This window comes from Vibrio sp. M60_M70 (genome assembly GCF_037162085.1).
GTDB classification, from domain to species: Bacteria; Pseudomonadota; Gammaproteobacteria; order Enterobacterales; family Vibrionaceae; genus Vibrio; species Vibrio diabolicus.
The window spans coordinates 2925909-2949501 of record NZ_JARLUL010000001.1; the positions used below are offsets into that span (position 1 = coordinate 2925909).

Sequence of the window (23593 nt, forward strand, 5' to 3'; positions counted from 1 at the left end):
TTAATTCCCAAACATCAATGCGGTCAGTACAAAGTCTAGTCCTAGTACTGCTAAAGAAGAATGCACAACAGTGCGCGTAGTTGCTCGGCTGATCCCTTCCGAAGTTGGAATAGCATCATAACCATTAAATAGAGCAACCCAAGTAACCGTAATTGCAAACGCAAAGCACTTGATCATACTGTTACCAATATCCTGTCCTAGTTCAACTGAGGACTGCATCGCTGACCAAAAACTGCCATGGTCAACACCTTTCCAGTCAACACCAACAAGCTGGGCGCCCCAAATACCCACCGCCATGAAAATCATAGCCAGTAATGGCATTGAAATAGCGCCAGCCCAAAAACGTGGCGCGATCACTCTTTTCAAAGGATCTACCGCCATCATTTCAAGGCTAGAGAGTTGCTCCGTCGCTTTCATCAAACCTATCTCTGCAGTTAACGCAGAGCCTGCACGACCAGCAAACAGAAGTGCAGTGACAACGGGCCCTAATTCACGTAGCAATGAGAGCGCCACCATTTGCCCCAAACTGCCCTCTGCGCCGTAATCCACCAGCACAACATAGCCTTGTAGGCTCAAGACCATACCAATGAACAACCCAGATACGACGATAATCGCCAGAGACTGGACGCCTACGGAATAAAGTTGTTTAACGAGCAGAGGAAAGCTTTTGAGCGGTTGTGGCTTAGTAAACAGTGCCCCGATCAGCATGAAAGTCGCACGACCAAATGCTCCGCAGATGGAGAGCGTTCGTCTACCTAGTGAGGCGACAAAATGCATAAAGTTATCGACCATCAAATAAGTCCTTTTCGATACTTTGAGAAGGGAAGCGAAACGGTACCGGACCATCTGCATCACCTTGTAAGAACTGCTGAACGCGAGGGTCAGGATTCTGATTAAGCTCTTCTGGTGTGCCAAAAGCGATAATTTTGCCATCGGCCATCAGATAAACCCAATCGGCAATACTCATCACTTCAGGCACGTCGTGAGAAACGACTATAGAAGTTAAACCTAACGCATGATTTAGATTACTAATGAGCTCAACCAAGACACCCATGGTGATTGGGTCTTGTCCGACAAATGGTTCATCATACATGATTAAATCAGGATCCAGGGCGATCGCACGCGCCAACGCAGCGCGTCTAGCCATGCCACCCGATAGCTCGCTCGGCATCAATTGCGCCGCGCCGCGTAGACCGACGGCTTCAAGCTTAAGCAACACCATGGTACGAATCAGCTCTTCAGATAAATTCGTATGCTCTCGCAATGGGAAGGCGACGTTATCAAAGACATTCAAATCAGTGAATAAAGCTCCTGATTGAAACAACATGCTCATTTTCTTTCGAGCATGGTAGAGTTTTTTACGCGAGAGAGAGGGAATATTGTCGCCATCAAACCAGATCTCTCCTTGCTCGGGATACAACTGACCACCAATTAAACGCAGCAGTGTAGTTTTACCTATTCCCGATGGTCCCATAATGGCCGTCACTTTGCCCTCAGGAACATGCAGATCAATACCATCAAAGATCTTGCGCTCTCCCCGTGAAAAAGTGAGGTTGTTCACGGTGACTAAATCGTTGTTCGACATATCATCTCTTCTACTGTCGGAGCGTTGCAACTCACGGCATCATCAACCAGACACACAACGGAGTTGAATTTCACGTTTAATAAAGTAACGTCGGTACATTTATTAGGCTGCAATCATAAGCACATTGGCTTTGAATTTAAAGCACTGTTCAATTAAATAAAGTCGAGTATATACCTGCAATTTTTTATGGATTACGATCAAATCAGCGCAAAGTGTTTAAATCCTAGACAAGAATTGCTGATTTAAGTGAACGACATTTGCATACATTTTCGTTACTAACCTTTAATTTATTCGTCGTTTATCTTCCATTTTAGGCCGCAAAAGGTCAAAATTAGCGGTTATTCATGTTACTTATTTAATACTTAGGAATTCTCATGCTCGAAGCCGTAGCGTTGCTTATAGTCGGTCTTGTTTTGCTCGTATGGAGTGCAGATAAACTTGTTTTTGGTTCTGCAGCGATAGCCCGCAACGTCGGTATTTCACCTCTTGTCATCGGCATGACAATCCTTGCGATGGGCTCTTCTGCGCCAGAGATGATGGTTTCTGCAACCGCAGCCTGGGACGGAAAAACCGATACTGCAGTGGGTAACGTTTTAGGCTCAAACATCGCGAACATCGCGTTAATCCTAGGTATTACAGCACTCATCAAGCCTCTGTCGATTAGCTCCGCGGTCATCCGCCGGGAACTGCCATTAATGATTGCAGTAACAGTACTCGCCGGTATTCTGCTTTGGAATAGCCATCTCGGTTTTTATGAAGGTGTCTTATTGTTTGTACTCTTTGGGGCATTTTTATTTGCTATGTTGCAGATCAGCCGCAAAGAACAAAAATCAGGTGACGTTTTTCTTGATGACCAAGAGTCAGAGATCCCAGAAGGCGTCAGCAACCCTAAAGCGATCATGTGGGTGGTTATTGGCCTGATACTGCTTCCTTTGGCAGCAAGCATGCTAGTGGATAACGCGGTGATTATTGCAAAGTATTTTGGCATGAGCGATCTTGTCATCGGTCTGACTATCATTGCCATCGGTACTAGTCTACCTGAGCTCGCAGCATCGCTTGCTGGTGTTTTAAAAGGTGAAGACGACATGGCCGTCGGTAACATTATTGGCTCGAATGTGTTTAATATTCTGGCCGTAATGGGCATTCCTGGCATCATTAATCCATCGGTGCTGAGTGAGTACGCGATGGGACGTGACTTCTGGGTCATGTTAGGCGTTTCACTGTTACTTGTCGCGATGTGTTTGGGTAAATCACGCAGTATTAACCGTATTGAAGGTGCAATCTTGTTTGCATGCTTCCTAGGTTATCAAGTGTACTTATTCGCAAACATGGCCGCTTAATTACCACGATAAATAAGTAGAGAACTGATATGTCCAATCAATTTGATTTTCGCGCTGCTGCTAAACAAGTTCTTGATATCGAAGTTGCTGCTCTGCAAGAGCTGGATACCTACTTTGATGATCAATTTGAGAAAGCGTGCGAACTGATCCTTTCCAACAGCGGCAAAGTAGTCGTTATGGGTATTGGCAAGTCAGGCCACATTGGTAACAAGATTGCTGCGACTCTGGCAAGCACGGGGACTTCTGCGTTTTTCGTTCACCCTGGCGAAGCAGCACATGGCGACTTGGGCATGATCAGCCCTGGAGATATTGTGCTCGCAATTTCTAACTCTGGTGAGTCAAACGAAATTCTGTCTCTATTTCCGGTATTAAAACGCCTGAACATCAAGATAATTAGCATGACAGGCAAGCCAGAATCCAATATGGCAAAACTGTCTGACTTGCACCTGCAAATCACGGTACCTCAAGAAGCTTGCCCACTAGGGTTGGCACCGACCAGCAGTACCACGGCCACATTAGTAATGGGAGACGCATTAGCCGTAGCCCTACTCCAAGCGCGTGGTTTTTCTGCCGAAGATTTTGCTCTATCTCATCCAGGTGGCGCGTTAGGGAGAAAACTGCTGCTTAAGTTGTCTGATATTATGCACTTTGGAGAAGCGTTACCTAAAGTTTCTCCAAACGCATTGATTCGCGATGCCCTGCTTGAAATTTCAGAAAAAGGGCTAGGCATGACCGCTATCGTCGATGAACACGATGCTATGCTTGGTATATTCACCGATGGTGATTTACGTCGCACCTTAGACAAACGCATTGATATTCATACGACCGCGATTGGCGAAGTCATGACGACAAATCCAACCACAGCGCACCCTGATATGCTAGCGGTTGAAGGTTTGAACTTGATGCAGAATAAAAATATTAACGCTCTGATTTTATGTAAAGACGAAAAAATTGTGGGTGCACTGAACATGCACGATTTACTAAAAGCTGGCGTGATGTAATATCAGCACAAACATTTAAATCATTTATTACACAAATAAAGGCAATGGTCAGGGAAGTACTGAGCTAAACGATAGGCCTTCATTATATGAGTTTTACTCGCCTTATTTATTTGCTCTTGATCTTCGTTGTCGCATGGTGCGGTTATTACCTACTGACCCCAAAAGGCAACGACGCAATTCAAGTAGCACCAGATTCTGAACTGCCCATGTTCAGTGGTACTGGACTGGAAAACATCACCTATGGTGAAGATGGTGTCCGCAGTTACATCATCCGCTCCACGAACTTAGACCATTATGCTAAGAGTGGAGATACCATTTTTAATAACCCGACTTTGATGGTTTACCGTGAAGGTAGCGTCATTGAATGGAAGGTGACGGCCACAAGAGCCGTGTTAGATGAAGACCAAGTCTTAACGTTATATGACAAGGTCTTAATGCAAAATCTTCTGCCAGGTGCGAGTTTTGATACCATGGCAACAGACAAGTTAGTCATTAATCTAACCAATCGTGATTTTAAAGCTGATCAACAGGTCATGTTGGTTGGGCCACAATTTGAAACTACTGGAGGCGCAATGCAAGGCAACTTAAAGCAGCATACCGCAACTCTGACAGACGAAGTTCAAGGTCGATATGAAACCGTTACACCTTAGCCTACTGGCACTGGTATTGGCGGCGCCTCAAGCGCTGGCACTTAAGTCGGATACTCAACAACCGGTTTACATTAATTCTGACACCCAACAAGTGGATATGAAGAGTAACCAGGTTATTTTTAAAGGCGATGTATCTCTTAAGCAAGGTAGCATCAATATCGATGCTGATAGAATCGTGGTAACGCGCGATCCTAAAACCGAAGCCATCAAACAGATTCAAGCATTTGGTAAACCTGCCAAGTTTTCTCAGCTGATGGACGATGGTAAAACACTGAGTGGTCAAGCTGTGGAGCTGGATTACCGTATTTCTACAGACGAACTGACCATGAAAGGTCAAGCGCAACTGGCACAAGACAACAACACCATTAAAGGTTCTTCGATTCGTTACCAAATTGGTAAACAAAAGCTAGTCGCTGATAGCTCTAAGGAAGAGCGCGTTACGACCATTTTGCAACCCAATCAGATAGAGAACTAATATGGCAGTACTGAGTGCGAAAAACTTGGCGAAAAGCTACAAAAAGCGCAAAGTCGTAACCGATGTTAGCTTGGAAGTTGAATCTGGTCAGATTGTTGGGCTGCTAGGCCCAAACGGCGCAGGTAAAACCACCTCGTTTTATATGATTGTCGGCTTGGTGCCACGAGATGAAGGCACCATCACCATTGATGATAAAGATATCAGTATTCTGCCGATGCACAGTCGTTCGCGTCTCGGGATTGGCTACCTTCCGCAAGAAGCGTCGATTTTCCGTAAGCTGTCGGTAGAAGATAACATCATGGCTGTACTCGAAACTCGTCAAGAAATGACACGTGAAGAGCGCCAAGATAAGCTGGAAGATTTGTTGGAAGAATTCCACATCCAGCACATCAGAACCAGTGCGGGTATGGCACTATCGGGGGGTGAGCGACGCAGGGTAGAAATCGCTCGCGCTTTAGCAGCCAACCCTCAATTCATTTTGTTGGATGAACCTTTCGCAGGTGTTGACCCAATCTCGGTTAATGACATCAAGAAAATCATCGAGCATCTACGCGATCGCGGCCTCGGAGTGTTAATCACTGACCATAACGTGCGTGAAACACTGGACGTATGCGAAAAAGCCTATATCGTAAGCCAAGGGCACCTAATTGCATCGGGAACTCCGGCAGAAGTTCTCAATAATGAACAGGTGAAACAAGTTTATCTCGGCGAACAATTCCGTCTATGATTATATTAGGAACGGTAAGATTCTGAGCATTACAAGGTAAGTAACACTGAATGAAACCTTCATTACAACTCAAGCTAGGTCAACAGTTAGCCATGACGCCACAGTTGCAACAAGCGATTCGCTTACTGCAACTGTCGACACTCGATCTTCAACAGGAAATCCAAGAAGCCTTGGATTCAAACCCATTATTGGAAGTTGAAGAAGGCCAAGATGAGCCTCTAGCAAACGGTGAAGATAAATCAGCGGTCGAGGCTGCTGATAGCAACAGTGCTAACGAACCAGCAGACATTGACGTTCCAGACAGTTCAGACGTAATTGAGAAGTCAGAGATCAGCTCTGAACTTGAAATCGATACCACTTGGGATGACGTCTACAGCGCGAATACCGGTAGCACTGGCTTAGCTCTTGATGATGATATGCCTGTCTACCAAGGCGAAACCACGGAATCATTGCATGACTACCTAATGTGGCAGCTTGACCTGACACCATTCAGTGAAACCGATCGTACGATTGCATTAGCGATTATTGACGCTGTTGACGACTACGGTTACCTAACCCTATCTCCTGAAGAAATTCATGAGAGCTTCGATAACGAAGAGATTGAGTTAGACGAAGTAGAAGCCGTTCGTAAACGTATTCAGCAGTTCGATCCGCTCGGTGTGGCATCACGCAACTTACAAGAGTGCCTACTGCTACAGCTAGCGACTTTCCCAGAAGACACACCGTGGCTTGCTGAAGCCAAAATGATTCTTGCGGATCATATTGATCACCTGGGGAACCGTGATTACAAGCTCGTCATCAAAGAGACTAAGCTGAAAGAAGCCGATCTCCGTGAAGTCCTCAAACTTATCCAGCAGTTAGATCCTCGTCCCGGTAGCCGTATCACACCGGATGATACCGAGTACGTAATTCCAGATGTGTCCGTTTTTAAAGACAACGGCAAATGGACCGTTTCTATCAACCCAGATAGCGTTCCAAAATTAAAAGTAAATCAACAATATGCTCAATTAGGCAAAGGCAATAGCGCGGATAGCCAGTACATCCGCAGCAATTTGCAAGAGGCAAAATGGTTAATTAAGAGCTTAGAGAGTAGAAACGAGACGCTACTCAAAGTTGCAAGATGTATTGTTGAACATCAACAAGATTTCTTCGAGTATGGTGAGGAAGCCATGAAGCCAATGGTACTAAATGATGTAGCCTTGGCAGTGGACATGCATGAATCCACGATTTCTCGTGTAACAACACAAAAATTTATGCATACACCACGTGGCATTTTTGAATTGAAGTACTTCTTCTCTAGCCATGTTAGTACTGACAACGGCGGAGAATGTTCGTCAACAGCAATTCGCGCACTCATTAAAAAACTGGTCGCAGCAGAGAATACTGCTAAGCCATTGAGTGATAGCAAGATTGCTGCTCTTCTGGCTGACCAAGGGATTCAGGTCGCGAGACGTACGATAGCCAAATATCGAGAATCCTTGGGAATTGCCCCTTCAAGTCAGCGTAAACGCCTATTATAAGGCACTAACTGAAAAGGAAAGTCTATGCAAATCAATATTCAAGGCCATCACGTTGATCTTACCGATTCAATGCAAGACTATGTAAATTCTAAGTTTCAGAAGCTCGAAAGGTTCTTCGACCATATCAATCAAGTACATGTTGTACTAAAAGTTGAAAAAATCACTCAAATCGCGGAAGCTACGCTTCATATAAATCAAGGCGAAATCCACGCATCAGCTGATGACGAAAATATGTATGCCGCGATCGATTCGCTGGTAGATAAATTGGTTCGCCAACTCAATAAGCACAAAGAAAAACTAAACAGTCATTAATCATGCAACTGAGCGAAATACTGTCATTGGACTGCACCAAGAGTGCGGTCCACTGCACGAGTAAAAAACGCGCCCTTGAAATGATCAGCCGCATCGTGGCTGATCAAACGGGCCAAGATTCTACCGAACTGTTCGAGTGCATGCTCAACAGAGAGAAAATGGGCAGTACTGGTATCGGAAACGGTATTGCGATCCCACACGCTAGAATGCAATCGAGCGACAAGGCTATTGCTGTCTTGCTGCAATGTGATGAAGCAATTGAATTCGATGCGATTGATAATCGACCTGTCGACCTTCTTTTTGCGCTCCTTGTACCAGAAGAACAGTGCAAAGAGCACCTCAAGACTCTATCCTCTATGGCAGAACGTCTGAGCGATAAGCAAGTATTGAAACTACTGCGCAATGCTCAGAGTGATGAAGAACTTTACGACATCATGATTCACCAATAAGCAGGACGGACATCATGCGACTAATCGTGGTTAGCGGGCACTCAGGTGCCGGTAAGAGTATTGCGCTGCGCGTACTGGAAGACTTAGGTTATTACTGTGTTGATAACCTCCCAGTGAATTTGCTGGACGCATTTGTTCACTCTGTTGCTGACAGCAAGCAGAATGTTGCGGTAAGCATTGATATTCGCAATATCCCTAAAAAGCTAAAAGAACTGACTGGTACACTGGAGCAGTTGAAAACAGAGCTTGATGTGACCGTGCTTTTCTTGGACGCCAATAAGGAAACGCTACTCAAACGCTACAGCGAAACACGCCGAATCCACCCTTTATCTTTAGGTGGCACCTCTCTCTCCCTTGACCAAGCCATCGAGCGTGAGAAAGAAATTTTAACACCACTTAAAGCGCATGCCGATCTTGTACTGAACAGCAGTGGACAATCTTTGCATGAGTTGAGTGAAACCGTGCGTATGCGTGTTGAAGGCAGAGATCGCAAAGGGCTTGTTATGGTATTTGAGTCTTTTGGCTTCAAATATGGCCTGCCTTCCGATGCCGATTACGTATTCGACGTTCGCTTCTTGCCCAACCCACATTGGGAACCAGCGTTGCGCCCACTTACGGGTTTGGATGCCCCTATCGCCGCATTTTTGGAGCAGCACCAATCGGTGTTAAGTTTGAAATACCAAATTGAAAACTTTATAGAGAATTGGTTACCTCTGCTCGAGAAAAACAATCGCAGCTATTTGACCGTTGCAATAGGTTGTACCGGTGGTAAACACCGTTCGGTGTACTTAACTCAGCAAATCGGTGAGTACTTCGCCAATAAAGGACACCAAGTGCAAATTCGCCATACCTCACTAGAGAAAAACACTAAGGAGTAGCTGTGGAGTTAAGTCGTAAAGTATTGATTCAAAATCGCCTTGGCTTACATGCTCGCGCAGCCGTCAAACTGGTCGAACTGGCCCAGAGCTTTGAAGCGGTCATCACTATCGACAATGAAGAAGACAAAACCGCCACAGCAGACAGCGTAATGGGTTTATTAATGCTTGAGTCTGCTCAAGGACAGTACGTCACAATCCACGCTGCGGGTGAGCAAGCAGAAGAAGCACTGGATGCCGTTTGCCACTTAATCGAAGATAAATTTGATGAAGGCGAGTAATTTACTCGCTTTTTTATTACCTCTCACTCCCCTTCCCCTGACTGCGCCAATAAATAAATTTGCTTAGTATCATAAGTTGTTATTAAAAGGCGCCTAGAATTAAGTTATTATTCAACGCATTGTAAATATCAGGAATTGGGAGGAATGAATGGCAGAGCAAATTGAATTCGACCAAGCTCACCAAGCCCTCCAAGAAGTCACAGAAGCGCTAGAAAATGGCCGCTTCGTCCATGTTCGTCGTCAGTTACAGGACATGGAACCTGAGGATATAGCTCACCTTTTAGAAGCCTCTCCACGCAAAAGCCGTGAAGTTCTCTGGCAACTCACCGACCCTGAAGACTACGGTGAAATCCTCGACGAACTGAACGAAGACGTCAAAGATAGTCTCGTATCCAAAATGGCACCAGAAGCGCTTGCAGAAGCGACAGAAGGCATGGATACCGATGACGTGGCTTATGTACTGCGTAGCTTGCCAGACAACCTGTCACGCGAAGTCCTGTCGCAAATGGACTCCTCTGACCGTCTGCGTGTCGAAACCGCCCTGTCCTACCCAGAAGACACTGCAGGTGGGCTGATGAACACCGACGTTATCACGATTCGTGGTGACGTAGATGTGGACGTGGTTTTACGTTATCTGCGTATGAAAGGTGAACTACCCGAAGCAACGGATGCACTTTATGTCATTGATGAAGAAAGCAAACTGATTGGTGAACTACCCATTACTCTGCTGATCACGACCCAGCCTGATGTCAAAATTGTCGACATCATGGAAGATGCTGACGAAGCGATCACTGTCGATACCAGTGATTCAGATGTTGCTAGTCTGTTCGAACGTCGGAACTGGGTCTCTGCTCCTGTCGTAGACGAGAATCAGCATCTCGTTGGCCGTATCACTATCGATGACGTAGTTGACGTTATCCGTGAAGATGCCGAACACTCGATGATGAGTATGGCAGGTATGGACGATGACGAAGATACCTTCGCACCCGTTGTAAAATCAGCTCGCAAACGCAGTATCTGGCTTGGGGCTAATGTGTTGGCCGCACTCGCCGCCGCTTCTGTTTCTAACATGTTTGAAGCTACGCTAGACCAGATGGCTGCCATTGCCGTATTGATGACGATTGTTCCTTCCATGGGTGGTGTCGCTGGTAACCAAACCGTCGCACTAGTGATTCGTGGTCTTGCTCTTGGTCATATCGGTGACTCGAACAAACGAGAACTGTTGATGAAAGAAGCCTCGATCGGTTTACTCAACGGCATCATGTGGGCGCTGATTATTGGCGGCATTGTTGTCGCTTGGAAAGGTAACTGGATGCTAGGGGGAATCATTTCCGCCGCGATGCTGACTAACTTATTGGTCGCTGGGGTTGCCGGAGTAACGATTCCAATCCTCTTAAAGAAAATGAACATCGACCCAGCTTTAGCTGGTGGTATGGCGTTAACGACCGTAACGGATGTAATTGGTTTATCAGTATTCTTAGGGCTTGCCACAATACTGATTACCTAACTGCAAAAACTAAAAAGCCTGATGAACACATCAGGCTTTTTTAATTCTGAATTAGGAAAGCTTACTCACCCGCAACTTTCATCGCATCCAGTAAGATTGAACCCGTTTGAATTTGCGAGCGCGTTTCAACGTCGCTACCTACGGCAACAATCTTATTGAACATGTCCTTCAGATTACCAGCGATGGTAATTTCCGATACTGGGTATTGGATTTCACCGTTCTCAACCCAGAAGCCTGCAGCACCGCGAGAGTAATCACCTGTTACCACGTTCACGCCTTGTCCCATCACTTCTGTCACTAGAAGACCAGTACCGAGCTCTTTGAGCATTTGTTCGAAGTTTTGGCCTGTCGACTTCACGTACCAGTTATGAATCCCACCAGCGTGACCTGTCGGCGCCATCTTCATTTTACGTGCGGCATAACTGGTTAACAGATAAGTTGCTAGCACACCGTCAGTAATGATCTCACGGTCTTGAGTATATACGCCTTCGCTATCGAATGGGCTTGACGCCAAACCACGTAATACATGTGGACGTTCCGAGATATTGAACCACTCAGGAAGCACTTGCTTACCAAGGTGATCAAGTAGAAAAGAAGATTTACGGTACAGGTTACCACCGCTGATCGCCATCACAAGGTGACCAATCAAGCCAGTTGCAACATCAGCGGCAAACATGATTGGGTATTTACCTGTCTTTAGGCGCTGCGCATCTAAGCGGTTAATCGTATTCTCTGCCGCCTTACGACCCACTGTTTCTGGTGTCCATAAGTCATCGCGATGACGTGCCACAGTGTAGCTGTAATCACGCTCCATTTCGCCATTTTGACCAACGCCAATCACACAACAGCTGGTACTGTGGCGGCTAGACGCATAGCTTGCTAATAAGCCATGGCTGTTACCATACACTTTTACACCGTAGTGGCTATCATAACTCGCGCCATCACTTTGCTTGATTGCACTGTCATAACTTAACGCTTCTTTTTCTGCGGCAATCGCCACATTGGCAGCATAGTCAGGATCTGGTGCGTCTGGGTGGAAAAGATCAAGCTCAGGGATCTCTTGCACCATGTATTCTTTGGCAGCGGGCCCTGCGAATGGATCTTCAGATGTGTAATGCGCAATATCCAGCGCCGCAATAACGGTTTGCTCGATAGCAGCTTCACTTAAATCAGACGTGGAAGCACTGCCTTTACGTTGACCTCGGTAAACGGTAATGCCCAGCGCACCATCGCTGTTGAACTCGACATTTTCTACCTCGCCCATGCGAGTAGATACACTTAAACCAGTGCTTTTGGTAATTGCGACTTCGGCGGCGTCAGATTTTGCCGATGCAAGCTTTAAGGCTCTTGCGACGGCTTGCTCTAGCTCGGTACGTTGCTCAGCAACCTGCTGTTTAATATCCATTGTCTTTCACATCTTGTCTTTGATGAACAATAGGATAACAAGAATTTCGCTTTCTCCCCACGATTCTTGTTAAAATAGTCATAATATTAATCAAAACACAGGCAACTGAAATGGCACGTAAGAATCAAAAAGCGCCATGGGAACCAGAAGAAGAGATCATCTGGGTAAGCAAATCCGAGATGAAGCGAGACATGGAAGAACTGCAAAAGCTAGGTGAGGAGCTTGTCGGCCTCAAACCTGCAGTTCTAGAAAAGTTTCCATTGAGCGAAGACCTGCGAGAAGCAATTGCAGACGCACAACGCTTTAAAAACGAAGCACGTCGTCGCCAATTACAACGTATTGGTAAGTTGATGCGTTATGAAGATCCAGAGCCAATCCAAGCGGCATTGGATAAGATTCGTAACAAGCACTCTCAATTAACGGCGGTATTCCACAAGCTTGAAGCTCTGCGTGATCGCGTGGTAGAAGAAGGCGACAAAGCCATTGATGACGTAATGGAAATGTACCCAGAGGCGGATCGTCAGCGTCTACGCCAATTGGCTCGCCAAGCAGCGAAAGAGAAAAAGGCTGGGAAACCAGCAAAAGCGTACCGCGAAATCTTCCAGATCCTAAAAGGTCTGAACGAAGAAGAGTTTTAATTAGACGGTTCGATTCCAACGAGCATTCAATTAACGAAAAAAGCAGACATGATGTCTGCTTTTTTATCTTTTACTTAAATGTCAGCGTTACACCAAGCGATTAATACGCTCTCCGCGCTCGAAAGCGTTAATGTTCTCAATCAAGATTTCCACTAAACGTTGAATCGATGAGTCGCTGCCCCATGCAACATGCGGTGTAAGTAACAAATTAGGTAAACCCATATTGGCAATCAGCGGATTGCTCTCATCAGCTGGTTCTTGTGTAAAAACATCAAAACCAGCCGCAGCGATTTCTCCCTGTTTTAGGGCATCCACCAGCGCGTCCTCATTCACCAAGCCTCCACGCCCCGTATTAATTAGAATGGCGTTGGGCTTCATTTGTTGCAACTCTGCTTGACCAATCAAATTCTGAGTATGATCGTTGAGCGGGCAATGCAAAGTCAACGCATCAGAACGTTTCAACACTTCCTCAAGCGGTACATAACCAGGTCGACATTCCGGTGCACCTTTACGCTCAGCAAAGATCACCTGCATGCCTAGCGCATTAGCTAACTGTGCTGTCGCTTGCCCTAAAGCGCCGCTGCCAATAACACCTAGTGTGCTACCACCTATATCCCCGATTGGGTGCGTAAAAAAGCAGAACTGCTTATTACTCTGCCATTCGCCAGCGGCAATATCTTGATGGTAACCAAATAAATTTCGGCGTAAAGCAAACAGCATCGCAATCACGTGCTCAGGCACCGAACGCGTCGCGTAACCACGTACATTGGCAACCGCAATATCATGCTTAGCACAGTAGTCCACATCGACGTTGTTAAAACCAGTCGCGGCAACCGCGATCATCCGCAATTGTGGTAGTTGCTCTAATACATTTTGGTCAAGCAGGACTTTATTGCTAATCACGATATCTGCATCTGCTAACCTTTCTATTACCTGCTCTGGCGCGGTTAAGTCGTACTCACGCCAGTGGTGCTGAAAGCTAGGTCGTGGGATCTCAATGTGTTCTGGGATGGTCGCTCGGTCCAAAAATACGATGGTCGGCAAAGACATAACAACTCCTTGTTCACGGCTGAAAGACAGGATACATCAACCACAGTAACGAAATAGCGAACTAGAAAGAACCGTTGTTGACTGCGGTTGGCATTAAGGGTGTGGCAACGTTTTATAATCAGGCAATGTACGTTCTGGCGAAAAATAGTTAAAGATCGCCGCCTCGGCTTCAGGATAAAAGTCACAAGGTACAAAAATACTACTCAGCTGATCCGTGGCTGGGTGATAAAAACTTAGCTCCGCAGCGTGCAGCTCTAAACGTTCTGAAAACTGATACGCCTCTTCAGTTGCATAAAACTCATCACCAATAATCGCATGACCAATCGCCATCAAATGCACGCGTAACTGATGCGATCGACCAGTAATGGGCAGTAGTCGCACAACGGTCGTATGGGTGCCATCAGGGTGCACTTCACGCTTCACCACTTGGAATAAAGTTTGAGATGGCTTGCCGTCGTCGAAGCATACTTTTTGTCGCGGACGGTTTGGCCAATCACAAATTAATGGAAGGTCAATATTCCCTTCTTGCGGCTCGACATGCCCCCAAACACGTGCGTAATACACCTTGTGGGTGAGACGATATTGGAACTGCTTTTTTAATGCTCGCTCCGAAGGTTTGTTTTTCGCCAGCAGCATCAACCCTGATGTCGACATATCCAAGCGATGCACTACTTGGATTTCTGGATGCACTTCCTTGAGGCGGCTCCACATGCTGTCGTAATGCTCTGCAAGTCGACCAGGAACAGACAGTAACCCAGATGGCTTATTCACTGCCAGAATGTCGTCATCCTCAAAAACGATATCGACCCAAGGATCGGTGGGAGGGGTATATTCAAGCATTGCCATGGGAGATCTCTACAAAATAAAAACGCCGCGATTATATACCCAAATAGCACCCAAATGCAGGGTGCTGAAGAAAAGTTCAAACCAATAAAACAAAGTCAATCCTTTAGCATAAAAACTAAAAATAGCATGTTGTAAATTTAGTTTGACAACAAGACGCATAACTGAATAGAGTGCTAGATGCACACAGCATGATATTCGCAAAGAATACTTAAAATAAATACATCAAAACACAGCATTTAAAAGACATTACCGTTGCGCAGTATAGGGCGAGCGCTCAGCTTGTCATGTACTGCGGTATGTATCTCTTTAGAAAGATACATAAGATAAAAAGGACAATAAGCAATGGACTCCGCCGTTATAGATAAACCCCAATCCAAACTTTCCTTATTTTTTCGTTCGCTAGGCCCCGGCATATTAATGGCATCTGCTGCGGTCGGTGGCTCTCACCTCGTCGCATCAACCAAAGCTGGTGCGATTTATGGCTGGCAACTGGCGGCGCTGATTCTGCTCGTAAACCTGTTTAAATACCCTTTTTTCCGAGCGGGCGTACAGTACACCATGGGGACAGGGCTCACCTTGGTTGAGGGCTACGCGAAATTAGGTCGGCCTTATCTATGGCTATTTCTATTTCTGAGCGTGGTCTCAGCCGTAATCAATACCGCCGCTTTGTTGATGTTTAGTGCTAGCTTGCTGGGCTACTTCATTCCGTTTTCACTATCAATGGCATCACTCAGTATCATTGTGATTGTCACCTGCCTGATCATATTATTTGCTGGTCATTACAAAGCGCTCGATACGTTATCTAAGGTGATCATGTCGGTGTTAACCATCGCGACTTTACTTGCCGTTTCTATCGCCTTTGGTAACCCTGTTGAGCAAGTGGCCAACTTCGAGCCACCGTCACCTTGGTCGATTGCGGCAATTGGCTTTATCGTCGTAACAATGGGGTGGATGCCAGCACCGATAGAGATCTCCTGTTTAACCTCAGCATGGTTAAAACGCCAATCAAGCCAGCAAGAAGTAACGTATCGCTCTGCTCTATTTGACTTTAATGTCGGTTACATTGGCACGGCTTTTCTTGCCATTATCTTTGTATCATTAGGTTCTTTGATGCTTTATGGATCTGGCGTTGCGCTTGAAAGTTCTGGCGTTGGCTTCTCCCATCAATTGGTTGGCTTATATGCGGCGACGATTGGCGAATGGTCTCGTTACTTGATAGCGGTAATTGCGTTTTTCTGTATCTTTGGCAGCACGATTACCGTTATTGATGGCTACTCGCGCGTTATTTCTGACTCTCAACGTCTACTGCGCTCGCAACCAGACACTAACCCTAAAACCACTTCAGCGATCATGCTGGTGGTCGCCTTATTTGCATTGGGTATTGTGGTTTTCTGGGCTTCTGCGTTATTGCCTATGCTGAACTTTGCGATGATCCTCGCCTTTATGACCACGCCATTCTTTGCTCTGCTAAATTACACATTAGTGAGCACAACCGAGTTACCTGAGCCCTTGGCTGTTGGACCTAAACTGAAGTGGTTGTCGATTGCAGGCCTGATTTACTTGTTTGGCTTCTTGGCTGTATTTATCTGGTGGAAATGGTTGATGTAAATGAGTTAGCGATGAGTGATTAGTGCATTCCGCATAAAGAAACTAAACCGCAAATAAAGAAAAAGGTCTTCAACTGAAGACCTTTTTTAATGAACAATAAATGCTTACTTAGTTGTGGCTCACCACAATCAAACGTAGCGAGTCGAGCTGCACTTGAGCTTGGTTGATGTAACCAGTGAGCTCCTTAATTTGTGCATCAATGGCTTCAATTTCTTCGTCACGAATATTTGGGTTTACCGCTTTCAGCGCTTGCAAACGCTCAAGTTCTGCATTCAAGCTATGCTGCATATCTTGATGAGCTTGCTTGCGTACTTCCTCAACCTTCGCTTCGATAAGATTGTCCCCCGCTTCGATCAAGCGGTGTACGTCTTTCTGTACCGACGTGACCAACTTGCTGCCTAAGTGACGGTTTACAGGGCTGAGCTGGCGGTTAAAGCTTTCAAATTCCACTTGAGCAGACAAATCATTACCACGCGAGTCCATCATCAAACGGATTGGCGTTTTCGGTAAGAAGCGCGCGATGCCACTGCGTTTTGGTGCTTGCGCATCTACCGCATAAATCAGCTCAAGAAGAATCGTACCTACTGGTAGCGCTTTGTTTTTCAGTAGAGATACCGCAGACGTACCCACTCCTTCACTCATCAGAAGGTCGATACCACCTTGGATCATTGGGTGCTCCCAACTGATAAAGTGCATATCTTCACGAGATAAAGCCGTATCACGATCAAACGTGATCGTCGCCCCTTCGTATGGCAGGCCTGGGTAGCTTGGTACCATCATGTGCTCAGATGGGGTCACAATCAGTGCGTTTTCACCTTTGTCGTCTTGGTTCAAGCCAATCGTATCAAAAAGAGAAAGTGCGAAGGTGACCAGATTGGTATCGCCGTCGGTTGATTCAATTTTCTCAACGATTTGTTGTGCTTTTTCCCCGCCATTTGAATGCATTTCTAACAGGCGATCACGGCCTTGCTCCAATTGGGATTTCAGCTCTTTATTCATTTTTGCTGACGCTTCAATGATCTCATCTAGCGTGCTGGTGTCACCAGAAGCAAGGATTTCAATCAGATCATCAGAGTACTTATCGTAAACGGCACGGCCTGTTGGGCAAGTTTCTGCAAAAGCGTTTAAACCTTCATCAAACCAGCGAGCAAGAATGGCTTGCGAGGTACCTTTCAGGTAAGGAATATGAATGTCGATGTCGCGGTTTTGGCCGATACGGTCCAAACGACCGATACGTTGCTCAAGCAAGTCAGGGTTGAACGGCAAGTCAAACATGACTAATTGGTTGGCAAACTGGAAGTTACGACCTTCAGAGCCGATTTCACTACAGATAAGAACCTGTGCACCACCTTCTTCTTGCGCAAAGTAAGCGGCTGCTTTGTCACGCTCAAGGATCGACATACCTTCATGGAAGACGGTCGCACGAATGCCTTCACGCTCACGCAGTGCTTGCTCCAATTGCAGAGCCGTACTTGCACGAGAGGCAATCACCAGAATTTTCTCGCTGCGCTTCTCCTTTACCTTTTCAAGTAACCAATTCACGCGCGAGTCAAACTGCCACCAGCTTGCGTCATCGCCTTCAAATTCTTGGAAAATTTCTTCCGGGTAAAGGTTCTTCATCGCACGTGCTTCAGAACTCATCTTACCGCCGATCATCCCAGCAACACGCATTGACGTGGTGTATTGCGGTGGAATATCCATTGGCATCAGGTGCACGTTACGCGCAGGGAAACCTTTGATAGCCGCACGTGTGTTACGGAACAGAACTCGTCCCGTACCGTGACGATCCATCAAGTTGTCGATCAACTCTTGGCGCGCTGACGCTTTCGCTTCTTCGTCCGCTTCACTTTCGATAATGCGGAAAAGTGGTTCTACGTCTTGTTCAGACAACAACTCAGTAATCTGGTTTTTCGCTTCATCAGGCAGTTTTTCACCAGAGAAAAGTGAAGTAATCGCATCCGCTACAGGTGCGTATTGCTCTTCTTCCTCGACAAACGCTTCATAATCGTAGAAACGGTCAGGATCCAGCAAACGCAGACGAGCAAAGTGGCTCTCACGACCAAGCTGTTCTGGCGTTGCCGTCAGTAACAACACTCCAGGAGTACGTTCAGCTAAACCTTCTACCACTTGGTATTCACGGCTCGGTTTATCTTGGCTCCACTCAAGGTGATGCGCTTCATCGACAACTAATAGGTCCCATTCGCCTTCCAGTGCTTGTTCAAAACGCTTGCGGCTCTTGCGTAGGAAGTCTAAAGAACACAGCACGTATTGCTGGGTATCAAATGGGTTTTCTGCATCCGCAAAAGCTTCGATACAGCGCTCTTCGTCAAAGATAGAGAAATGCAGGTTGAAACGACGCATCATCTCAACCAGCCATTGATGTTGCAGTGTTTCAGGTACCACAATCAAAATACGTTCTGCACGGCCAGACAGCACTTGCTGGTGGATGATCATGCCCGCTTCGATGGTTTTACCCAAACCCACTTCATCCGCCAGTAATACGCGTGGCGCGTGGCGACGGCCAACTTCGTGCGCGATATAAAGCTGATGAGGGATCAAACCTGCACGCATACCACACAAGCCACGCATTGGACTCTTATGCTGCTCAAACTGGTTGGTTAGCGCACGGTAACGCAGAACAAAGTTGTCCATGCGATCGATTTGACCGGCGTACAACTTATCTTGAGGTTTATTAAAACGAATTTGGTTGCTCAGAAAAATCTCACGCAGAACAACGGCGGTTTCTTGCGTGTCTTCACGAGTGCCGAAATAGGTGTATAGACCTTCATCTTCCAGTACTTCTTCAACTTTTAGAGACCAACCTTCTTGGCAGTCGATGACATCACCAACGTTAAAGGTGACTCGGGTAACAGGTGCATCGTTACGTGCGTAAACTCGGTTTTCCTCTGACGCTGCAAACATCAATGTCACAGTACGAGCATCCATTGCTACAACGGTACCTAAACCTAAATCGCTTTCCGTATCGCTAATCCAGCGCTGCCCCAAAGCAAATGTCATGAATTGACTACCTCGTTATTAGTTCTTGATTCGTGTTTCTTGTTGGTCTACTCATGCCCGTAGGCATGGATAATAGTTTAGATCTGATTCTGGCTTCTGCTATGCCGATAGCATTCGTCATTCCAGTATGAACTGAGTATTTTTAAGCCAGCTCAACATGATAAATCGGACGTAGCCTATACGCAGAAAAAGGTCGCTAATCTTACTTGAAGCTGTGATTTAGGTCACGCCGAAACCGCATCAAGCGGAAACTTTTTTCCCAAACTATAAATGCAATCAAATTGTAAAATACTCATGCCAATTATTAAGTTGTAGAACGTAAATATTACGTATACTTCTAGTGAGGGGCGTTTAAAACCATTGCATATGATTTAAGCGCGTTAGTACACGATTAGGATCAACACGGGTTTGCAGTAAGTTGTCTTGCTACTCGGTTGCATACTAACCGACATCAGCCCGACAACCTCTATTGCAAGCAATCAGAGTTAGGCCGCTTCACACCTATTTGAGAACGACCTAACCACTCGCATGCAGAGCCGTATTACGGCAAGGAGACGCTATGGGCGATACCGATCGGAAACTGTTTGTACTTGATACCAACATTCTTCTTCATGAACCCTTTGCCATCTTCTCTTTCCAAGAACACGATGTCGTTATCCCCATGACCGTGTTGGAAGAACTCGACCGAATCAAAGACAGCAAACGCGATGTCGCAAGAGACGCTCGCGTGGCTATTCGCGCTTTGGAAGATTTGTTTAAAGAAGCAACGCCCGATGAAATTTCTGAAGGTATTCCTGTTTCTAAAGACAGCCCCGACCAAGGCACCATTTCCATTTTGGCGGATTTTGAACTGCAGGAAACCGTCAAAGCCTTCGCCGACAAAGCCGGTGACAACCGCATACTCAATGCGGTGCTTTATCTGCAAAACAAACGAGCACCACGTGAAGTGGTACTGATCACGAAAGACATTAACATGCGTTTACGCGCCAAAGGCGCTGGCGTACGCTTTGTTGAAGACTACCGAACCGATCAACTGATTGACGACATTCAATACCTCACCAAAGGTTTTCAACTGCGTGAGGGGGACTTCTGGAGTGATATTGAGGAAGTGGAAAGTTATGCGCTGGGCGGAAAAACCTATCACAAGCTCAGTCGTGAACCTTTTGAACCAACCTTTATTAACCAATATGTGATTGATGAAGACAGCGACTTTGCTGGCCGCGTGGAAACCATCAATGAAGACAAATTAACGCTACTCGACCTGAGCCGTGAACGCATGATGCACCGTAAGGCTTGGGACATCACACCAAAAAACATCTACCAAGGAATGGCGTTGGATGCCTTACTTGACCCGGATATTGACCTAGTGATTTTAACTGGTGCCGCTGGTAGTGGTAAAACGCTATTAGCCATGGCAGCAGCACTGGAGCAAACCATTGAAAAAGGCATGTTCGATAAAATTATCGTGACGCGTAACACGCCAGACATCGGTGAATCCATCGGCTTCTTACCCGGCTCAGAAGAGGAGAAAATGATGCCGTGGTTAGCGGCGGTGACCGATACCTTGGAAGCGCTACATAAACACGATCACTGCACTGAAGGCTCATTGAAGTACATCTGCGATAAAGCCAACATTCAATTTAAATCGATCAACTTTATGCGTGGCCGTTCGATCCAAAATGCGTTTGTACTGCTTGATGAGTGTCAAAACCTCACCGCATCACAAATCAAAACCATCATCACCCGCTGTGGTGAAGGAACAAAAATCGTCTGCTCCGGTAACTTGGCGCAGATTGACTCTCATTACCTCACCCCAGTGACATCAGGGTTGACGTACATGGTTGAGCGCTTCAAGAACTTTGAAGGCAGCGCAAATATTCACCTCAACGGCGTGGTTCGTAGCCGCTTGGCGGAATTTGCTGAAGAAAATCTATAATCGACACCGACTCACAAAGCAAAAGAGCGCTCTAATGAGCGCTCTTTTTATAACGATTCGAATGAGTTACTCAGTGCCACCCACCGTCAGTGAGTCCAATTTCAAGGTCGGCTGACCAACACCAACTGGCACACTTTGACCTGCTTTACCACATACGCCAACGCCCTTGTCGATACTTAGGTCGTTGCCGACCATAGAGACTTGCTGCATGGCTTCGATACCTGAGCCAATCAACGTCGCACCTTTAACAGGGCGCGTAATTTTGCCGTTTTCAATCAAGTACGCTTCCGATGCGGAGAATACAAACTTACCCGAAGTAATGTCCACCTGACCGCCACCAAAGTTTGGCGCATACAACCCTTTCTCTACCGTCGAGATGATTTCTTCTGGCGTATGTTCACCTGGAAGCATGTAGGTGTTGGTCATACGCGGCATCGGCAAATGTGCATACGATTCACGACGACCGTTACCTGTTGGGTTCACACCCATTAACCGCGCGTTTAGCTTGTCTTGCATGTAACCTTTCAGCACACCATTTTCGATAAGCGTGTTGTACTGGCCATTCACCCCTTCATCATCCACATTGAGTGAACCACGAAGGTCTTTTAATGTACCGTCATCAACAATGGTACACAGTGAAGACGTCACTTGTTGACCCATTTTGCCAGAGAAAACCGAAGATTCCTTACGATTAAAGTCACCTTCTAGGCCATGACCTACCGCCTCATGTAGCAATACGCCTGGCCAACCTGAGCCCAATACCACTGGCATCATGCCTGCTGGTGCGGCTTCTGCTTCAAGGTTTACCAGCGCCATGCGAATCGCTTCGTCTGCATAATGGAAAGCTTGTTTCACACCATTGCTTTCCGTTAAAAAGAAATCGTAACCAAAACGGCCACCGCCACCAGCGCTACCTCGTTCACGTCGTTCACCTTTTTGAGCGAGCACGCTAATAGACAAACGCACCAAAGGACGAATATCGCCTGCATAAGTACCGTCTGTTGCCGCAACAAGCATCTGCTCATGCACACCGCTGATGCTGATCGAGACTTCTTTAATCAATGGTTCTTTAGTGCGGATGTAAGCATCTAGAGATTTGAGCAATTCTGTTTTTTGCTGCTTTTCCCACCCAGCTAATGGATTCACAGCCGCGTAGTACGCTTGGTTTTCGGTGCGTTTAAACGCTTGGACTTTACCATTCTGCCCTTGTTGAGCAATACCGCGCGCCGCCATTGCACTCTGCTTCAGACCTTCAGGCTGGATTTGATCAGAGTAGGCAAAGCCGGTTTTTTCACCAGTTACCGCACGGACACCAACACCACAATCAATGTTAAAAGAGCCATCTTTGATGATGCTGTCTTCTAGAACCAGAGACTCATGCCAGCTGGACTGAAAGTAAATGTCCGCATAATCGATCTGGCGTGTCGCAATGCTGGCAAGCGTGTCAGCAATGTCTTGCTCTGTCAGACCATTTGGGGCAAGGAGTGCCTGTTCTATTTGGTTTGTGCTCATAGTTAGCTCTTTTATTTCCGTCTCAATTCATTTTGAAAGCGACTGTGTTGAGTCAGCGGCATATTCTGCCTTACTTGTTGGCTCTGTGACAAATCTATCTCTGTCACCAATAAGCCTACTTCATCCTGAAGCTGTTTATGAATACGTCCCCAAGGGTCAACGACCATTGAGTGTCCCCATGTTTTTCGTCCACATGGATGCGTTCCAGTTTGTCCGCTCGCCAAAATCCAACATTGTGTCTCAATCGCTCTAGCTCGCAATAATACTTCCCAGTGAGCTTGCCCCGTCACAGCGGTAAACGCAGCAGGCACCACAATGATATCCGCGCCTTCTTGGCGCAATACTTTATAAAGCTCAGGGAAACGAAGATCGTAACAGATGCTCAATCCAACGCTGCCGATATCGGTTTCCGCCACGACTATTTGATTACCCGCCATAAACGTATCCGACTCACGATAACTACCATAACCATCGGCTACGTCGACATCAAACATATGCAGTTTGTCATAGTGAGCAATGCATTTACCGTGCGGCGGCAATACAAGCGTTGTGGTCGTGACACCTTTTGCGGTTTGAATAGGCATGCTTCCGACAATCAGTGTTAACTGGTTCTTTCTTGCGATTTCAGAGAGCCGCTGTTGAATCATGCCACTCCCAAGTGGCTCTGCATGTTGATGGTACGCTTCGCGGTTGGCAAACAGCACCGTATTTTCAGGGGTAAGGACAAGCTTGGCACCTTGCTTACTCGCCAAAGCACACTGTTTTTCAATAAAGTCCAGATTCGCAGTGATATCTGGACCCGATGTCATTTGCATAATGCCAACACGTTCCATGTGTTTCCTCCTTATTCCATTTTAG

22 protein-coding genes are annotated in these 23593 nt (G+C 46.3%); 14 read left to right on the plus strand and 8 right to left on the minus strand.

Features of this window, described 5'->3' with window-relative positions; translation table 11 throughout:
* Together mlaE and mlaF are read right to left on the minus strand one after the other, a co-directional pair.
* The gene (gene mlaE, locus P4S59_RS13665) at nt 1-792 is read right to left on the minus strand and encodes a lipid asymmetry maintenance ABC transporter permease subunit MlaE (RefSeq protein ID WP_005396234.1); all 792 of its coding nucleotides are present in this window, start codon (nt 790-792) and stop codon (nt 1-3) included.
* A complete protein-coding gene (gene mlaF, locus P4S59_RS13670; RefSeq protein WP_048626854.1) occupies nt 782-1585 on the minus strand; it encodes a phospholipid ABC transporter ATP-binding protein MlaF in 804 nt (267 codons plus the stop codon). Before mlaF ends, mlaE begins: the two co-directional genes overlap by 11 nt.
* Before the next feature lie 374 nt (nt 1586-1959).
* On the opposite strand from mlaF, the gene P4S59_RS13675 reads away from it, so the two are divergent.
* The 11 genes from P4S59_RS13675 (at nt 1960) to mgtE (ending at nt 10722) form a co-directional block, all read left to right on the plus strand.
* Nucleotides 1960-2925: a calcium/sodium antiporter gene (locus P4S59_RS13675; RefSeq protein WP_005396236.1), complete on the plus strand. Its 966-nt coding sequence runs from the start codon at nt 1960-1962 to the stop codon at nt 2923-2925.
* A 29-nt stretch (nt 2926-2954) separates the two neighbouring features.
* Complete coding sequence (gene kdsD / locus P4S59_RS13680) at nt 2955-3926, plus strand: arabinose-5-phosphate isomerase KdsD (protein ID WP_005396237.1); 972 nt, start codon at nt 2955-2957, stop codon at nt 3924-3926.
* 86 nt (nt 3927-4012) lie between these two features.
* Entirely contained in the window at nt 4013-4576 is a 564-nt protein-coding gene (gene lptC, locus P4S59_RS13685; protein ID WP_005396238.1) for an LPS export ABC transporter periplasmic protein LptC, read from the plus strand.
* The gene (gene lptA / locus P4S59_RS13690) at nt 4557-5051 is read left to right on the plus strand and encodes a lipopolysaccharide transport periplasmic protein LptA (RefSeq protein WP_005396239.1); all 495 of its coding nucleotides are present in this window, start codon (nt 4557-4559) and stop codon (nt 5049-5051) included. The genes lptC and lptA overlap by 20 nt, the downstream gene beginning before the upstream one ends.
* A 1-nt stretch (nt 5052) precedes the next feature.
* Nucleotides 5053-5778, plus strand: coding sequence for an LPS export ABC transporter ATP-binding protein (gene lptB, locus P4S59_RS13695; protein WP_005396240.1), 726 nt, complete (start codon nt 5053-5055; stop codon nt 5776-5778).
* 50 nt (nt 5779-5828) lie between these two features.
* A complete protein-coding gene (locus P4S59_RS13700; protein ID WP_005396241.1) occupies nt 5829-7298 on the plus strand; it encodes an RNA polymerase factor sigma-54 in 1470 nt (489 codons plus the stop codon).
* Between the two features lie 24 nt (nt 7299-7322).
* Nucleotides 7323-7610, plus strand: coding sequence for a ribosome hibernation promoting factor (gene hpf, locus P4S59_RS13705; RefSeq protein ID WP_005381114.1), 288 nt, complete (start codon nt 7323-7325; stop codon nt 7608-7610).
* 2 nt (nt 7611-7612) lie between these two features.
* Nucleotides 7613-8059, plus strand: a complete 447-nt coding sequence (gene ptsN / locus P4S59_RS13710) for a PTS IIA-like nitrogen regulatory protein PtsN (RefSeq protein WP_005381116.1) — start codon at nt 7613-7615, stop codon at nt 8057-8059.
* 14 nt (nt 8060-8073) lie between these two features.
* Nucleotides 8074-8937 (plus strand): RNase adapter RapZ, encoded by an 864-nt coding sequence (rapZ, locus tag P4S59_RS13715; RefSeq protein ID WP_006742353.1) that lies wholly within the window; start codon nt 8074-8076, stop codon nt 8935-8937.
* Between the two features lie 2 nt (nt 8938-8939).
* The gene (locus P4S59_RS13720) at nt 8940-9215 is read left to right on the plus strand and encodes an HPr family phosphocarrier protein (protein WP_005396244.1); all 276 of its coding nucleotides are present in this window, start codon (nt 8940-8942) and stop codon (nt 9213-9215) included.
* Between the two features lie 148 nt (nt 9216-9363).
* Nucleotides 9364-10722, plus strand: coding sequence for a magnesium transporter (gene mgtE / locus P4S59_RS13725; RefSeq protein WP_006742352.1), 1359 nt, complete (start codon nt 9364-9366; stop codon nt 10720-10722).
* 61 nt (nt 10723-10783) lie between these two features.
* On the opposite strand, the gene pmbA is transcribed toward mgtE, so the two are convergent.
* Nucleotides 10784-12127: a metalloprotease PmbA gene (gene pmbA, locus P4S59_RS13730; protein WP_054868193.1), complete on the minus strand. Its 1344-nt coding sequence runs from the start codon at nt 12125-12127 to the stop codon at nt 10784-10786.
* A 110-nt stretch (nt 12128-12237) separates the two neighbouring features.
* Here pmbA and yjgA point away from each other — a divergent pair, with 110 nt between their 5' ends.
* On the plus strand, nt 12238-12765 hold the full coding sequence (gene yjgA, locus P4S59_RS13735) for a ribosome biogenesis factor YjgA (RefSeq protein ID WP_005396253.1): 528 nt from the start codon (nt 12238-12240) through the stop codon (nt 12763-12765).
* 87 nt (nt 12766-12852) lie between these two features.
* Here yjgA and P4S59_RS13740 read toward each other — a convergent pair whose 3' ends face one another.
* Together P4S59_RS13740 and P4S59_RS13745 are read right to left on the minus strand one after the other, a co-directional pair.
* On the minus strand, nt 12853-13815 hold the full coding sequence (locus P4S59_RS13740) for a D-2-hydroxyacid dehydrogenase (protein ID WP_337168543.1): 963 nt from the start codon (nt 13813-13815) through the stop codon (nt 12853-12855).
* A gap of 93 nt (nt 13816-13908) precedes the next feature.
* Nucleotides 13909-14661: a pseudouridine synthase gene (locus P4S59_RS13745; RefSeq protein WP_243328137.1), complete on the minus strand. Its 753-nt coding sequence runs from the start codon at nt 14659-14661 to the stop codon at nt 13909-13911.
* A 342-nt stretch (nt 14662-15003) separates the two neighbouring features.
* On the opposite strand from P4S59_RS13745, the gene P4S59_RS13750 reads away from it, so the two are divergent.
* Nucleotides 15004-16269 (plus strand): NRAMP family divalent metal transporter, encoded by a 1266-nt coding sequence (locus P4S59_RS13750; RefSeq protein WP_337168544.1) that lies wholly within the window; start codon nt 15004-15006, stop codon nt 16267-16269.
* A gap of 108 nt (nt 16270-16377) precedes the next feature.
* Here the strand turns inward: P4S59_RS13750 and rapA are convergent, their stop codons facing one another.
* Nucleotides 16378-19287, minus strand: coding sequence for an RNA polymerase-associated protein RapA (gene rapA, locus P4S59_RS13755; protein ID WP_006742347.1), 2910 nt, complete (start codon nt 19285-19287; stop codon nt 16378-16380).
* A 559-nt stretch (nt 19288-19846) separates the two neighbouring features.
* On the opposite strand from rapA, the gene P4S59_RS13760 reads away from it, so the two are divergent.
* Nucleotides 19847-21223 carry a PhoH family protein gene (locus P4S59_RS13760; protein WP_006742346.1) on the plus strand — a complete coding sequence of 459 codons (1377 nt, stop codon included), beginning with the start codon at nt 19847-19849 and terminating at the stop codon, nt 21221-21223.
* Nucleotides 21224-21289: 66 nt separating this feature from the next.
* On the opposite strand, the gene tldD is transcribed toward P4S59_RS13760, so the two are convergent.
* Together tldD and P4S59_RS13770 are read right to left on the minus strand one after the other, a co-directional pair.
* On the minus strand, nt 21290-22735 hold the full coding sequence (gene tldD, locus P4S59_RS13765) for a metalloprotease TldD (protein ID WP_170892775.1): 1446 nt from the start codon (nt 22733-22735) through the stop codon (nt 21290-21292).
* Between the two features lie 11 nt (nt 22736-22746).
* Nucleotides 22747-23568 carry a carbon-nitrogen hydrolase family protein gene (locus tag P4S59_RS13770; protein WP_337168545.1) on the minus strand — a complete coding sequence of 274 codons (822 nt, stop codon included), beginning with the start codon at nt 23566-23568 and terminating at the stop codon, nt 22747-22749.
* Nucleotides 23569-23593 lie beyond the last annotated feature (25 nt).

Excerpts from the sequence above, each read along its gene's own strand:
- mlaE (WP_005396234.1), bottom strand. The coding sequence starts at position 792 with ATGGTCGATAACTTTATGCATTTTGTCGCCTCACTAGGTAGACGAACG.
- lptB (WP_005396240.1), top strand. The coding sequence starts at position 5,053 with ATGGCAGTACTGAGTGCGAAAAACTTGGCGAAAAGCTACAAAAAGCGC.
- pmbA (WP_054868193.1), bottom strand. The coding sequence starts at position 12,127 with ATGGATATTAAACAGCAGGTTGCTGAGCAACGTACCGAGCTAGAGCAA.
- lptA (WP_005396239.1), top strand. The coding sequence starts at position 4,557 with ATGAAACCGTTACACCTTAGCCTACTGGCACTGGTATTGGCGGCGCCT.
- P4S59_RS13770 (WP_337168545.1), bottom strand. The coding sequence starts at position 23,568 with ATGGAACGTGTTGGCATTATGCAAATGACATCGGGTCCAGATATCACT.
- kdsD (WP_005396237.1), top strand. The coding sequence starts at position 2,955 with ATGTCCAATCAATTTGATTTTCGCGCTGCTGCTAAACAAGTTCTTGAT.
- P4S59_RS13750 (WP_337168544.1), top strand. The coding sequence starts at position 15,004 with ATGGACTCCGCCGTTATAGATAAACCCCAATCCAAACTTTCCTTATTT.
- rapZ (WP_006742353.1), top strand. The coding sequence starts at position 8,074 with ATGCGACTAATCGTGGTTAGCGGGCACTCAGGTGCCGGTAAGAGTATT.
- P4S59_RS13675 (WP_005396236.1), top strand. The coding sequence starts at position 1,960 with ATGCTCGAAGCCGTAGCGTTGCTTATAGTCGGTCTTGTTTTGCTCGTA.
- yjgA (WP_005396253.1), top strand. The coding sequence starts at position 12,238 with ATGGCACGTAAGAATCAAAAAGCGCCATGGGAACCAGAAGAAGAGATC.
- tldD (WP_170892775.1), bottom strand. The coding sequence starts at position 22,735 with ATGAGCACAAACCAAATAGAACAGGCACTCCTTGCCCCAAATGGTCTG.
- mgtE (WP_006742352.1), top strand. The coding sequence starts at position 9,364 with ATGGCAGAGCAAATTGAATTCGACCAAGCTCACCAAGCCCTCCAAGAA.
- P4S59_RS13745 (WP_243328137.1), bottom strand. The coding sequence starts at position 14,661 with ATGGCAATGCTTGAATATACCCCTCCCACCGATCCTTGGGTCGATATC.
- P4S59_RS13700 (WP_005396241.1), top strand. The coding sequence starts at position 5,829 with ATGAAACCTTCATTACAACTCAAGCTAGGTCAACAGTTAGCCATGACG.
- P4S59_RS13760 (WP_006742346.1), top strand. The coding sequence starts at position 19,847 with ATGGGCGATACCGATCGGAAACTGTTTGTACTTGATACCAACATTCTT.
- rapA (WP_006742347.1), bottom strand. The coding sequence starts at position 19,287 with ATGACATTTGCTTTGGGGCAGCGCTGGATTAGCGATACGGAAAGCGAT.
- ptsN (WP_005381116.1), top strand. The coding sequence starts at position 7,613 with ATGCAACTGAGCGAAATACTGTCATTGGACTGCACCAAGAGTGCGGTC.
- P4S59_RS13740 (WP_337168543.1), bottom strand. The coding sequence starts at position 13,815 with ATGTCTTTGCCGACCATCGTATTTTTGGACCGAGCGACCATCCCAGAA.
- hpf (WP_005381114.1), top strand. The coding sequence starts at position 7,323 with ATGCAAATCAATATTCAAGGCCATCACGTTGATCTTACCGATTCAATG.
- mlaF (WP_048626854.1), bottom strand. The coding sequence starts at position 1,585 with ATGTCGAACAACGATTTAGTCACCGTGAACAACCTCACTTTTTCACGG.
- lptC (WP_005396238.1), top strand. The coding sequence starts at position 4,013 with ATGAGTTTTACTCGCCTTATTTATTTGCTCTTGATCTTCGTTGTCGCA.